This window comes from Escherichia sp. MOD1-EC5950, assembly GCF_002965345.1.
GTDB classification, from domain to species: domain Bacteria; phylum Pseudomonadota; class Gammaproteobacteria; order Enterobacterales; family Enterobacteriaceae; genus Escherichia; species Escherichia marmotae.
This window is the reverse complement of record NZ_PTSR01000006.1, coordinates 156,291-169,123: the sequence shown is the minus strand read 5'-3', so window position 1 is coordinate 169,123 and position 12,833 is coordinate 156,291. Positions and strand designations below refer to the sequence as shown.

The following is a 12,833-nucleotide window of genomic DNA, read 5'->3' as shown; positions in this document are numbered from 1 at the left end:
TTTGCTGCAGGAAAAATTAATTGCTTTCTGGCGTCTCAATCATCCGTTTCAGCCACGGCACCATCAGCAGCATTACCACCGCAACGCCCAGCGTGACCAGACCAATTTTGCTAAACACATCGATGTAGACCGGTAATGTCTGTAGCGGATCGGTAATGTTGTCCGGCACGGCGGTAAATGTCGCTACATAGCCGCCCAGCAAGAATGCGGCTGCCTGCGTCAGGAACCACATCCCGAGAATAAATCCCATCAAATGCTGCGGCACCAGCGCAGCAATCATCGCCAGACCCAGGGCGCTAATAAACAGTTCACCCAGGCTCTGGAACAAGTAAACCAGGACGATAAACCACGGCGATGTCAGTCCCTGGGCATCAGCAAACCACATCCCCGCAGCGGCGGCAGTCAGAAAACCCAATGAACACATAAACATGCCAAGGGTGAATTTCATCGGCATCGAGAGATCTTTGCCTTTGCTGCCCAGACGGGTATAGATAGTCGCCAGTACCGGGCTGGCAATGACCACCCAGAACGGATTGAGCGCCTGGAAGCTGACCGGGTTGATGGAAAAGCCGAGGATTTCATGATGCACGTTGTTGATGGCAAAGAAGTTCAGTGATGTTGGCATCTGGGCGTAGAGGATGTAAAACACCACCGCTTCGAGCATCAGCACAAAGGCGACAAACATCTTGTTGCGCCCGGTTTTATCCAGCTTGAATGCCTGACGGAAGAAAATAATGGTGACGACGATGGAGAGGACTATCAGCACCAGGTTGGCAACTTCCACGTTGTGCATCAGCCATGCGCAGACGAAGATCATCACCACGCTGCCAATCAACACGTACAACAGTTTGCTGAAGCTCATTGGTCGGAAGTCTGGCGCAGAACCAATATCTTTTACCATTCCACGACAGGCGATGTAGACCAGTAACGCGACAATTAACCCCGCACCGCACAGATTATAGGTGACGGAATAACCAAATCTGTCAGCGATAACTGGTGCCAGCGATAATGCTATCAACGAGCCGATGTTGATTGACATGTAAAACAGGGTGAAAGCGCCATCGAGCCGCGGATCTTTTGGCGGATAGCACTTAGAAAGCAAGCTGGCAGGGTTGGCTTTAAACAAGCCGTTGCCGACGGCGATAGTCCCCAGCGCGATGAAGATCAGGTCAGGTTTGAGTAACGACATCCCGGTCATAAAGTAGCCAATCGCCAGCACAATTGCCCCGAGAACAATGGTGCGTTTGGTTCCCAATAGATGGTCGCCAACATAACCGCCGATCGAGATAAGGCCATAGACCAGCGCCGCAAAGGCACCAAAGGTGACAAAGGCTTGCTCTTGTGAAAATCCGAGCTGTTTAACGAAGAAAACCGCCAGCACGCCTTGCATGCCGTAGTAGCCGAATCGTTCCCATAATTCGACAAAAAAGATCATAAAAAATGGGCGAGGTTGCTGCAGCATCCCAGTGGGTGTTGTTGTATTCATATTTATTAACCTTCCAATACCGTCCTGAAAAGTATGAACGCGTAAGTGATTGCGCGCGAAAGATTTTACACGCGTCTAAAATTCTTAATATTGATGTAATGAATGCATTAATGCACTATCACAGCAAAAATAACCAGCCAATCATGCTGATGTTTTTATGTGTAATGGCGTTACATGCTTTTTTATGGGGTGTAAATTTGAATTGCTCGCTACGCAGTGAGCTTTCTGACTGCAGATTAACATCGGCTCAAAACAAAAAGCAGAACGCCCGCATGAGCGGGCGTTCAGGAGCAAGTAGAGGGGAATGATTATTCTTCTTCGTCACGCAGTGGAACAATCAGCATATCAACGTGAACGGTGTTGATTAGCTGGCGTGCGGAAGACATCAGTTTGCTCCAGAAGTCCTGGTGATGACCACAAACCACCAGATCCATATCGTATTTCTTGATCGCATCAACCAGAACCTGACCCAGATCGCCGCTGCCGCTCAGAGTTTCAGTAATTGGGTAGCCTGCGTTAGTGGAAAGCTCAGTCAGCGCGTGATGAGTCTCTTCGGAAATGCGTTTCTGCATATCACCCAGATTCACATCAATAAGTCCGGTGTATAGGTCAGAGTAGTTTACATCTACGTGGATCAGAGAAACCTTCGCATTGTAGGGGCGGGCCATAGAGACCGCTTTCTCTACCAGAACTTTGCTTTCCGGGGAGAGATCGACCGCGATGAGAATGTGTTTATAAGCCATAGTGTTACTCCTTCCATAAAGTTGTCGATGACTGGCCAGCTAGCGTTTCTTGTGCCGTTACGTCACCCGCGTCCTGCGAACTACGTGCGCGGGGCTAACCCAGCCGTAAAGATTCAGTGTTAAGACCATCCTTACCTTATAGCGACCTGGATGATCCGTCAATCCGCCTTGCTTACCAATCAGATAATCAAATTTTCGACATGAATATATTGATAGTGGTTAACCTTATAGAAAAAAAACAACCTGATCTCCTACACTATCTATAGAGCCGCTCGGATGTTCGTTACGACAAAAGCGGTTTCTCCAGGACCTGGTGTTAACTGATTGGCAGCGTATCGGGAGCGGTAGCCCCGGGGTGGAACTCTGTGGGCAGGTCGCCGGGGAGGAGGTATGATAAGCACCGTCGCATTATTTTGGGCTTTATGTGTCGTTTGCATTGTTAACATGGCGCGCTATTTCTCATCACTACGCGCGTTGTTAGTGGTACTGCGTAATTGCGATCCATTGCTCTATCAATATGTTGATGGAGGGGGCTTTTTTACCTCACATGGCCAACCCAACAAACAGGTTCGTCTCGTCTGGTATATCTATGCTCAGAGGTATCGTGATCATCACGATGATGAGTTTATTCGTCGCTGCGAGCGTGTGCGTCGGCAGTTTATCCTGACCAGCGCATTGTGTGGTCTGGTGGTGATAAGCCTGATTGCATTGATGATTTGGCATTAAGTACCACGGCAATAAGGCATAAAAAAAGCGGGCCAGAAAACTGACCCGCTCGTTTTTATGCGTGCGATTACAGGAACTGCAAGGAGATCCAGTACAACCCGCCGGAGAGCAGCACTGCAGCCGGGAGGGTAAACACCCAGGCCATCAGAATGCTGGTTACCGTTTTACGCTGCAAGCCACCGCCATCAACGACCATCGTCCCCGCTACGGAAGAGGAGAGTACGTGAGTGGTGGAAACAGGCATCCCGGTATAACTCGCCAGACCGATAGACACCGCCGCCGTCATCTGGGCAGACATCCCCTGAGCGTAGGTCATGCCTTTCTTACCGATTTTCTCACCGATAGTCGTCGCCACACGACGCCAGCCAATCATCGTCCCGATACCTAACGCCAGCGCGACCGCCATGATGATCCATACCGGAGCATACTCGATGGTGCTAAGCATATCGGACTTCAATTTCTTCAACAGACGCTGATCATCCGCAGTGACGCCAGGCATTTTCACCACTTTGTCGATAGTGTCAGAAACGCACAGCATAATGCGGCGCATCTGGCTACGCTGGTCAAGCGACAGCTTGTCGTAGCTTTCCACATCGGCGGTCAACATGCCCTTCAGGCGGTTGAGCGCGTTAATGGTATTCGACGGATGGCAATGGAACTCCGCAGGCTGTGTTGCGCCTGCTTCCGGAGTCGGCACTAACTGATCAGCACCGGTCGCCTGTTTGAGCAGCGCAGGGTGTTGCTCAAAGTAAGCTTCCACGTTGTTGATAGCATCGCGGGTACGAGTGATTTCGTAACCTGTGGCATTCATATTAACCACGAAGCCTGCTGGTGCGACGCCAATCAGTACCAGCATAACCAGACCAATGCCTTTCTGACCATCGTTCGCACCGTGAGAAAACGCCACGCCGACAGCGGAAAGGATCAGTGCGATACGTGTCCAGAACGGCGGCTTTTTCTTACCGTCTTTCTTTTCACGCTCCGCTGGGGTCAGGTGGATACGGGCGCGTTTCTTGGTGCCGCTCCAGTAGCGACGCAGCAAGAAAATCAGACCACCAGCAAACACCAGGCCGACAATAGGGGAAACGATCAGAGATGCGAAAATACTTAATACTTTCGGGATATTGAGTGCATCCACCACTGACGTACCGGTCATCAACGCATTGGTTAAACCAATACCGATAATCGCGCCAATCAGCGTATGGGAGCTGGATGCAGGCAAACCAAAGTACCACGTACCAAGGTTCCAGATAATCGCCGCCAGCAACATAGAGAACACCATAGCAAGGCCATGAGACGATCCCATATTAAGCAGCAGATCTGTCGGCAGCATATGCACAATGGCATAGGCAACACTAAGACCACCCAGCAAAACACCCAGGAAGTTGAACACTGCCGCCATAACCACTGCGAGCTGAGAACGCATCGCGCGGGTATAGATGACAGTTGCCACGGCGTTGGCGGTGTCATGGAAACCATTGATGGCTTCGTAGAACAGCACAAAAGCCAGTGCAAGCAATAATAACAGCCCGGTATGCAAATCCAGGCCAGCAAACAAATGTAGCATAGGACGTTACGCCATTTTGAGGACATGAACGCGGCGCATTATCAGTGACTTTCGCGGCGCGGGCAAAGTGAAATATAGATTTTTTTGATTTGCCTCCTGTATGAATTTCACTCAAAAAATAATTATCTTATATAATTCAGATAAATACTTCCCCTAAGTAATATTGATGCTGGTGCGGCCACTGAGGAATCTTTACAATTCACGCCCATTTTTTCTAAGAGGAGCGCAACGTGGAAAGGTTTGATGCCATTATTATAGGCGCTGGTGCGGCTGGTATGTTCTGTTCTGCGCTGGCAGGTCAGGCAGGACGCAGAGTTTTGCTGATCGATAATGGTAAAAAACCGGGGCGCAAAATCCTCATGTCTGGTGGTGGGCGCTGCAACTTTACCAACCTTTATGTCGAGCCTGGTGCCTATCTGAGCCAGAATCCGCATTTTTGTAAGTCTGCCCTCGCCCGATTTACGCAGTGGGATTTTATTGATCTGGTCAATAAACACGGCATCGCCTGGCACGAGAAAACGTTAGGGCAACTCTTTTGCGATGACTCCGCACAGCAGATTGTTGACATGCTGGTGGCAGAGTGTGAGAAGGGTAATGTGACCTTCAGATTGCGTAGCGAAGTGCTGAGTGTGGCAAAGGATGAAACGGGTTTTACGCTTGAACTGAATGGTATGACCGTCGGCTGCGATAAACTGGTCATTGCGACCGGAGGCCTCTCGATGCCGGGTCTGGGCGCGTCGCCGTTCGGTTATAAGATTGCCGAACAATTTGGCCTCAACGTGTTGCCGACGCGCGCTGGTCTGGTGCCATTCACACTGCATAAACCGTTGCTGGAAGAGTTACAGGTGCTGGCAGGCGTTGCAGTACCTTCAGTGATCACCGCTGAAAACGGCACGGTGTTCCGTGAAAATTTACTCTTCACGCATCGTGGCTTATCTGGTCCGGCGGTGTTGCAGATATCCAGCTACTGGCAACCGGGTGAATTTGTCAGCATCAATCTGCTACCGGATGTCGACCTGGAAGCCTTCCTTAACGAGCAGCGCAGTGCACATCCGAATCAGAGCCTGAAGAACACGTTGGCGGTTCATCTGCCGAAACGGTTGGTTGAACGGTTGCAACAACTTGGGCAAATCCCGGACGTCCCGCTAAAACAGCTCAACGTGCGTGACCAACAGGCGCTGATTACCACATTGACCGAGTGGCGCGTACAACCCAACGGCACCGAAGGCTATCGCACCGCCGAAGTGACTCTCGGCGGCGTGGACACCAATGAACTCTCATCACGGACGATGGAAGCGCGCAAAGTGTCTGGGCTGTACTTTATTGGTGAAGTGATGGACGTCACAGGCTGGCTGGGAGGTTATAACTTCCAGTGGGCGTGGTCCAGCGCGTGGGCTTGTGCGCAGGATTTGGCGGCAGAATAAGACGTAAAGTACCCCCTCGTTTTCGCAGTGAAATCAGGGGGAATCAACCTGAATAAAGCCCAGATAAGACGCTCAGCGTCTTATCTGAAGTCTTTTCTATTATTTTTTTGCAGACCCTGCTTCTAATATAGAAACGATTGAAAATAGCGTAAAACACACTGCACCTAAGCCAACCAGAACCCGCGAGGGAATAAAGTAAGCCATATCGGTTTGCGCAATCTCTGCAAGGAATGCCGCGAGGAACAGGCAAAACAGACAGGTAAATACGGGTATCATGGGTATTCTGTTGGTTAACGAACAGGCGCGTCTCCAGACCAGCGCCAGCAACCACACTTTGGAGAAAATACTGTAGCAGATCATCCCCAGACAAATGAGAATAATACCCGGAGCCAGACGGGCATTTTCATCTGAACTGATTAATACGTAGATGCCCTGAATAACGGTAAGTGAGCCGAGTAAAATAACCCAATAACACCAGAGCCAATGTTCTTTCGCTGAGAACGTATTCCGCGTTTGATGGATGATGGTAGCAACCAGACCAATAAGACAAGCGCAAATTGCTGTTAGCCCCAGGAGCACATGGCCTGCAACATAATGTGGTGTGATATTTGCGCTGCGTAACAGCACTATTGACCAAATAAAACCGAAGAGAGTGAGCAGAACGGGGATAGCAATTAAGTAATTACCGATAGTTGAAGAATACGCCTGCAATGGTGTTCCATCACTCTTACTACCCGCTGCGTTTTTCGGGATCAGCAGAAAATGCCCGGAAGAGGCCGCCACGGTTGATACGCAGGCGGCAATCATGCCAACACCGAAAATCACATGCCCGGCGACAAATTCATCTGCCATCACATTATCGCTGGCCAGAAATGACCATCCCCAAATCATAGTTGCAATGGAGCCAGCATAACCAATAACAGGGAATAATGTGTTGTAGAGTTTATTCACGCCATGATTTAACTGAGAGATAATAATAAATGCGGTAGTGAACAATGCCAGACATATTGCAGAGAGAGAAATCAGAACATGCCCTGCAACGAAGTATTCACTTTGTCCAGAACCTGCTAATACAAACTCACCTAATGCGATGCATATTACCCCCATTAGCAAAGGGATTAATTTAAATAACCATCCAATATAGATATTCATCTCTATCTCCATATGTTTTTCTGCTAATATCAGAAAACGTATAAGTAGTATTTTCAGCCAATTAAATATAACAATGAGATACCACTAATTGTAAAAAGTGACTTTACTATAGCTGGATTTATTGTTGTAAGTATCGGCTTTTAGAGATGGATTAAAACTGGTAATTAAATATTTATCCTACGATGAATTCTGAATTAATATATTTTTCTTATTTTCATCGTTGCGTAAGGTGCAGTCTTTTCTCATTCATCATCTTTTCGTAAAAAACGTATTCACATTCGTGAAATATTCGTACTCAAGGGGATAATAACTCTGTGTGATAGTTACATTATTTCCTGTTGTGAAAATTTATGTCGCACAACCTGAGAACCTGTAAAAAGGATTTTTGGTTAAGAACGTAATCGAAATGTAGAACATCGTGGTGTATCACAAGCTGATAGTAATCAAATAGACAACATGAATATAACTGTTAGTATTTAATTGATTTCAATTATGAGTATGCGTGTTTCATTTACGGCCAGGAATGCTGATGATGACAACATTACTACCCGTTTTCACTAAGCCTTCCCCGTTGGTGCTCATCTTGCAGCGCCCTGGCCGCATATGCCGTTTCCTTCTTATCCCGGATGGAAGAATCCGCTGAACGTCGTTCAGTGGCAGTTGTAACACGTTTCGTTTGCTTACAGGGATTATGGCGGATCGATTATGGATAAGAGTAAACGCCATCTGGCGTGGTGGGTTGTCGGGGTTCTGGCGGTTGCTACCGTCGTGGCATGGTGGTTGTTGCGCCCGACAGGTGTGCCGGAAGGTTTTGCCGTCAGTAATGGGCGCATTGAAGCGACGGAAGTGGATATCGCCAGCAAAATCGCCGGGCGTATCGACACTATTCTGGTGAAAGAAGGCCAGTTTGTCCGCGAAGGTGAAGTGCTGGCGAAAATGGATACCCGCGTGTTGCAGGAGCAGCGGCTGGAAGCCATCGCACAAATCAAAGAAGCACAAAGCGCCGTTGCTGCCGCCCGGGCCTTGCTGGAGCAGAGGCAAAGTGAAACTCGCGCCGCGCAGTCGCTGGTCAATCAACGTCAGGCTGAACTGGACTCCGTTGCCAAACGTCATACCCGTTCCCGCTCGCTCGCCCATAGTGGGGCTATTTCTGCGCAACAACTGGATGATGACCGCGCCGCTGCCGAAAGCGCCCGTGCTGCGCTGGAATCGGCAAAAGCCCAGGTTTCTGCCTCTAAAGCCGCTATAGAAGCGGCACGCACCAATATCATTCAGGCGCAAACGCGTGTCGAAGCCGCACAAGCCACTGAACGGCGTATCGCGGCAGATATCGACGATAGTGAACTGAAAGCCCCGCGCGACGGACGTGTGCAGTATCGGGTTGCTGAGCCTGGTGAAGTGTTGGCGGCAGGCGGTCGGGTGCTGAATATGGTCGACCTGAGCGATGTCTATATGACCTTCTTCCTGCCAACCGAACAGGCTGGCACGCTGAAACTGGGCGGGGAAGCGCGTCTGATCCTTGATGCCGCGCCAGATCTGCGTATTCCGGCGACCATCAGCTTTGTCGCCAGCGTTGCCCAGTTCACGCCAAAAACCGTCGAAACCAGCGATGAACGGCTGAAACTGATGTTCCGCGTCAAAGCGCGTATCCCACCGGAATTACTCCAGCAGCATCTGGAATATGTCAAAACTGGCTTGCCGGGCGTGGCGTGGGTGCGGGTGAATGAAGAACTTCCGTGGCCTGAAGACCTGGCGGTGAGGTTGCCGCAATGACGCATCTGGAACTGGTTCCCGTCCCGCCTGTCGCGCAACTGGCGGGCGTGAGTCAGCATTATGGAAAAACCGTTGCGCTGAACAATATCACTCTCGATATTCCGGCCCGCTGTATGGTCGGGCTGATTGGCCCTGACGGTGTCGGGAAGTCGAGTTTGTTGTCGTTGATTTCTGGTGCCCGCGTCATTGAGCAGGGCAGCGTGATGGTATTGGGCGGCGATATGCGCGACCCGAAGCATCGCCGCGACGTCTGCCCGCGCATCGCCTGGATGCCACAAGGACTGGGCAAAAACCTCTACCACACCTTGTCGGTGTATGAAAACGTCGATTTTTTCGCCCGCTTGTTCGGTCACGACAAAGCGGAGCGGGAAGTGCGAATTAATGAACTACTGACCAGCACCGGGTTAGCACCTTTTCGCGATCGTCCGGCGGGTAAACTCTCCGGCGGCATGAAGCAAAAACTTGGGTTGTGTTGTGCGTTAATCCACGATCCGGAATTGTTGATTCTTGATGAGCCTACGACGGGGGTTGACCCGCTCTCCCGCGCCCAGTTCTGGGATCTGATCGACAGCATCCGCCAGCGGCAGAGTAATATGAGCGTGCTGGTTGCCACCGCCTATATGGAAGAGGCCGAACGCTTCGACTGGCTGGTAGCGATGAATGCCGGAGAAGTGCTGGCAACCGGAAGTGCCGAAGAGCTGCGGCAGCAAACGCAAAGCGCCACGCTGGAAGAAGCATTTATAAATCTGTTGCCGCAAGCGCAACGCCAGGCGCATCAGGCGGTAGTCATCCCACCGTATCAACCTGAAAACGCAGAGATTGCCATCGAAGCGCGCGATCTGACCATGCGTTTTGGTTCCTTTGTCGCTGTTGATCACGTTAATTTTCGCATTCCACGCGGGGAGATTTTTGGGTTTCTCGGTTCGAACGGCTGCGGTAAATCCACTACCATGAAAATGCTCACCGGGCTGCTGCCTGCCAGCGAAGGTGAAGCGTGGTTGTTTGGGCAACCAGTCGATCCAAAAGATATCGATACCCGCCGGCGGGTGGGTTATATGTCGCAGGCGTTTTCGCTTTATAACGAACTCACCGTGCGGCAAAACCTTGAGTTACATGCCCGCTTGTTTCACATTCCGGAAGCGGACATTCCTGCGCGAGTTGCTGAGATGAGCGAGCGTTTTAAGCTCAACGATGTTGAAGATGTACTGCCGGAATCCCTGCCGCTCGGTATTCGTCAGCGACTTTCGCTGGCTGTGGCGGTGATTCATCGCCCGGAGATGTTAATCCTCGATGAGCCTACTTCTGGCGTCGATCCAGTGGCGAGGGATATGTTCTGGCAGTTGATGGTGGATCTCTCGCGCCAGGACAAAGTGACCATTTTCATCTCCACCCACTTTATGAACGAAGCGGAACGCTGCGACCGCATCTCGCTGATGCACGCCGGAAAAGTACTCGCCAGCGGCACGCCGCAGGAGCTGGTTGAGAAACGCAGGGCTGCCAGTCTGGAAGAGGCATTTATCGCCTATTTGCAGGAAGCGGCAGGGCAGAGCAACGAAGTTGAAGCACCGCCCGTGGGACATGACACCACTCACGCGCCACGTCAGGGATTTAGCCTGCGTCGTCTGTTTAGCTACAGCCGCCGCGAAGCACTGGAACTGCGACGCGATCCGGTACGTTCAACGCTGGCGCTGATGGGGACGGTGATCCTGATGCTGATAATGGGTTACGGCATCAGTATGGATGTGGAAAACCTGCGCTTTGCGGTGCTTGACCGCGACCAGACTGTCAGCAGCCAGGCGTGGACACTCAATCTCTCCGGTTCCCGTTACTTTATCGAACAGCCGCCGCTCACCAGTTACGACGAGCTTGAGCGCCGGATGCGTGCAGGAGATGTGACGGTAGCGATTGAGATCCCACCCAATTTTGGCCGCGATATCGCACGCGGTACGCCGGTGGAAATCGGCGTCTGGATCGACGGCGCGATGCCCAGCCGCGCTGAAACGGTAAAAGGTTACGTGCAGGCGATGCATCAGAACTGGCTACAGAACGAGGCAAGCCAACAATCGACACCAGCCAGTCAAAGCGGTCTGATGAACATTGAGACGCGCTATCGCTATAACCCGGACGTAAAAAGTCTGCCAGCGATTGTTCCGGCGGTGATCCCGCTTCTGTTGATGATGATTCCCTCAATGCTAAGCGCCCTTAGCGTGGTACGGGAAAAAGAGTTGGGGTCGATTATCAATCTCTACGTTACGCCTACTACCCGCAGCGAATTTTTGCTCGGTAAACAGCTACCGTACATCGCGCTGGGAATGCTGAACTTTTTCCTGCTCTGCGGCCTGTCGGTGTTTGTGTTTGGCGTGCCGCATAAAGGCAGTTTCCTGACGCTCACCCTGGCGGCACTGCTGTATATCATCATCGCCACCGGAATGGGGCTGCTGATCTCCACCTTTATGAAAAGCCAGATAGCCGCCATTTTCGGTACTGCCATAATCACGTTGATTCCGGCGACGCAGTTTTCCGGGATGATCGATCCGGTAGCTTCACTGGAAGGGCCGGGACGTTGGATTGGCGAGGTTTATCCGACCAGCCATTTTCTGACTATCGCCCGTGGGACATTCTCGAAGGCGCTGGATCTGACTGATTTGTGGCAACTTTTCATCCCGTTGCTGATAGCCATACCGCTGGTGATGGGCTTAAGCATCCTGCTACTGAAAAAACAGGAGGGATGATGCGCCATTTACGCAATATTTTTAATCTGGGTATCAAAGAGTTGCGCAGTCTGCTCGGTGATAAAGCGATGCTGACGCTGATTGTCTTCTCGTTTACGGTGTCGGTGTACTCGTCGGCAACCGTTACGCCAGGATCGTTGAACCTCGCGCCGATCGCTATTGCCGATATGGATCAATCGCAATTGTCGAACCGGATCGTTAACAGCTTCTATCGCCCGTGGTTTTTGCCACCGGAGATGATCACCGCCGATGAGATGGATGCCGGACTGGACGCCGGACGCTATACCTTCGCGATAAATATTCCGCCAAATTTTCAGCGTGATGTCCTCGCCGGACGCCAGCCAGATATTCAGGTGAACGTCGATGCCACGCGCATGAGCCAGGCATTCACTGGCAACGGTTATATCCAGAATATTATCAACGGTGAAGTGAATAGCTTTGTCGCGCGCTACCGTGATAACAGCGAACCGTTGGTATCGCTGGAAACCCGCATGCGCTTTAACCCGAACCTCGACCCCGCGTGGTTTGGCGGGGTGATGGCGATCATCAACAACATTACCATGCTGGCGATTGTGCTCACCGGATCGGCACTGATCCGTGAGCGTGAACACGGCACGGTGGAACACTTGTTGGTGATGCCGATAACGCCGTTTGAGATCATGATGGCGAAGGTCTGGTCGATGGGGCTGGTGGTGTTGGTGGTGTCGGGATTATCGCTGGTGCTGATGGTGAAAGGTGTGCTGGGCGTACCGATTGAAGGCTCGATCCCGCTGTTTATGCTGGGTGTAGCGCTCAGTTTGTTTGCCACCACGTCAATCGGCATTTTTATGGGGACGATAGCACGTTCGATGCCACAGCTTGGGCTGCTGGTGATTCTGGTGTTGCTACCGTTACAAATGCTTTCCGGTGGCTCTACCCCGCGCGAAAGTATGCCGCAGATGGTGCAGGATATTATGCTGACCATGCCGACGACACACTTTGTTAGCCTCGCGCAAGCCATTCTCTACCGTGGTGCCGGATTCGAAATCGTCTGGCCGCAGTTCCTGACGTTGATGGCAATTGGCGGCGTGTTTTTCACCATCGCGCTACTGCGATTCAGGAAGACGATTGGGACAATGGCGTAAGGAAGGGAAACCTGGCTTCATATTGTGATGTCATAAAGCGAAGTCATAAATTTTAGCTGCGTTCATTACGCAGAACATCTGCCTTTACAGGATCTATCTATGCAAC

Annotated in this window: 10 protein-coding genes; 6 read left to right on the top strand and 4 right to left on the bottom strand. The window is 51.2% G+C overall.

From position 1 onward, the window contains the following. Nucleotides 1–16 precede the first annotated feature (16 nt). Both dtpB and uspA read right to left on the bottom strand, forming a co-directional pair. The gene (gene dtpB / locus BEA93_RS09690) at nucleotides 17–1,486 is read right to left on the bottom strand and encodes a dipeptide/tripeptide permease DtpB (protein ID WP_105224488.1); all 1,470 of its coding nucleotides are present in this window, start codon (nucleotides 1,484–1,486) and stop codon (nucleotides 17–19) included. 308 nt (nucleotides 1,487–1,794) lie between these two features. Beyond that, nucleotides 1,795–2,229: a universal stress protein UspA gene (uspA, locus tag BEA93_RS09680; RefSeq protein WP_000323571.1), complete on the bottom strand. Its 435-nt coding sequence runs from the start codon at nucleotides 2,227–2,229 to the stop codon at nucleotides 1,795–1,797. Nucleotides 2,230–2,619: 390 nt separating this feature from the next. On the opposite strand from uspA, the gene uspB reads away from it, so the two are divergent. Next, nucleotides 2,620–2,955, top strand: coding sequence for a universal stress protein UspB (gene uspB, locus BEA93_RS09675; protein WP_000626185.1), 336 nt, complete (start codon nucleotides 2,620–2,622; stop codon nucleotides 2,953–2,955). Nucleotides 2,956–3,022: 67 nt separating this feature from the next. Here the strand turns inward: uspB and pitA are convergent, their stop codons facing one another. Beyond that, nucleotides 3,023–4,522, bottom strand: coding sequence for an inorganic phosphate transporter PitA (pitA, locus tag BEA93_RS09670; RefSeq protein WP_000902773.1), 1,500 nt, complete (start codon nucleotides 4,520–4,522; stop codon nucleotides 3,023–3,025). A 230-nt stretch (nucleotides 4,523–4,752) separates the two neighbouring features. Here pitA and BEA93_RS09665 point away from each other — a divergent pair, with 230 nt between their 5' ends. Continuing rightward, the gene (locus BEA93_RS09665; protein WP_000439152.1) at nucleotides 4,753–5,946 is read left to right on the top strand and encodes an NAD(P)/FAD-dependent oxidoreductase; all 1,194 of its coding nucleotides are present in this window, start codon (nucleotides 4,753–4,755) and stop codon (nucleotides 5,944–5,946) included. 99 nt (nucleotides 5,947–6,045) lie between these two features. On the opposite strand, the gene BEA93_RS09660 is transcribed toward BEA93_RS09665, so the two are convergent. Next, nucleotides 6,046–7,098 (bottom strand): DUF2776 family protein, encoded by a 1,053-nt coding sequence (locus tag BEA93_RS09660; protein ID WP_010381050.1) that lies wholly within the window; start codon nucleotides 7,096–7,098, stop codon nucleotides 6,046–6,048. A 529-nt stretch (nucleotides 7,099–7,627) separates the two neighbouring features. Between BEA93_RS09660 and BEA93_RS25685 the strand changes: the two genes are divergently transcribed. The 4 genes from BEA93_RS25685 (at nucleotide 7,628) to BEA93_RS09645 (ending at nucleotide 12,727) form a co-directional block, all read left to right on the top strand. Continuing rightward, the gene (locus BEA93_RS25685) at nucleotides 7,628–7,741 is read left to right on the top strand and encodes a hypothetical protein (RefSeq protein WP_214678606.1); all 114 of its coding nucleotides are present in this window, start codon (nucleotides 7,628–7,630) and stop codon (nucleotides 7,739–7,741) included. Between the two features lie 62 nt (nucleotides 7,742–7,803). Continuing rightward, entirely contained in the window at nucleotides 7,804–8,871 is a 1,068-nt protein-coding gene (locus tag BEA93_RS09655; protein WP_000361522.1) for an HlyD family secretion protein, read from the top strand. Continuing rightward, on the top strand, nucleotides 8,868–11,603 hold the full coding sequence (gene rbbA, locus BEA93_RS09650) for a ribosome-associated ATPase/putative transporter RbbA (RefSeq protein ID WP_105224489.1): 2,736 nt from the start codon (nucleotides 8,868–8,870) through the stop codon (nucleotides 11,601–11,603). The genes BEA93_RS09655 and rbbA overlap by 4 nt, the downstream gene beginning before the upstream one ends. Beyond that, nucleotides 11,603–12,727: an ABC transporter permease gene (locus BEA93_RS09645; protein WP_016262635.1), complete on the top strand. Its 1,125-nt coding sequence runs from the start codon at nucleotides 11,603–11,605 to the stop codon at nucleotides 12,725–12,727. Before rbbA ends, BEA93_RS09645 begins: the two co-directional genes overlap by 1 nt. Nucleotides 12,728–12,833: the final 106 nt, after the last annotated feature.

What these genes read in the sequence shown, in the direction of transcription:
- dtpB (WP_105224488.1), bottom strand. Translation starts at nt 1,486, where the DNA reads ATGAATACAACAACACCCACTGGGATGCTGCAGCAACCTCGCCCATTT.
- uspA (WP_000323571.1), bottom strand. Translation starts at nt 2,229, where the DNA reads ATGGCTTATAAACACATTCTCATCGCGGTCGATCTCTCCCCGGAAAGC.
- uspB (WP_000626185.1), top strand. Translation starts at nt 2,620, where the DNA reads ATGATAAGCACCGTCGCATTATTTTGGGCTTTATGTGTCGTTTGCATT.
- pitA (WP_000902773.1), bottom strand. Translation starts at nt 4,522, where the DNA reads ATGCTACATTTGTTTGCTGGCCTGGATTTGCATACCGGGCTGTTATTA.
- BEA93_RS09660 (WP_010381050.1), bottom strand. Translation starts at nt 7,098, where the DNA reads ATGAATATCTATATTGGATGGTTATTTAAATTAATCCCTTTGCTAATG.
- BEA93_RS25685 (WP_214678606.1), top strand. Translation starts at nt 7,628, where the DNA reads ATGATGACAACATTACTACCCGTTTTCACTAAGCCTTCCCCGTTGGTG.
- BEA93_RS09655 (WP_000361522.1), top strand. Translation starts at nt 7,804, where the DNA reads ATGGATAAGAGTAAACGCCATCTGGCGTGGTGGGTTGTCGGGGTTCTG.
- rbbA (WP_105224489.1), top strand. Translation starts at nt 8,868, where the DNA reads ATGACGCATCTGGAACTGGTTCCCGTCCCGCCTGTCGCGCAACTGGCG.
- BEA93_RS09645 (WP_016262635.1), top strand. Translation starts at nt 11,603, where the DNA reads ATGCGCCATTTACGCAATATTTTTAATCTGGGTATCAAAGAGTTGCGC.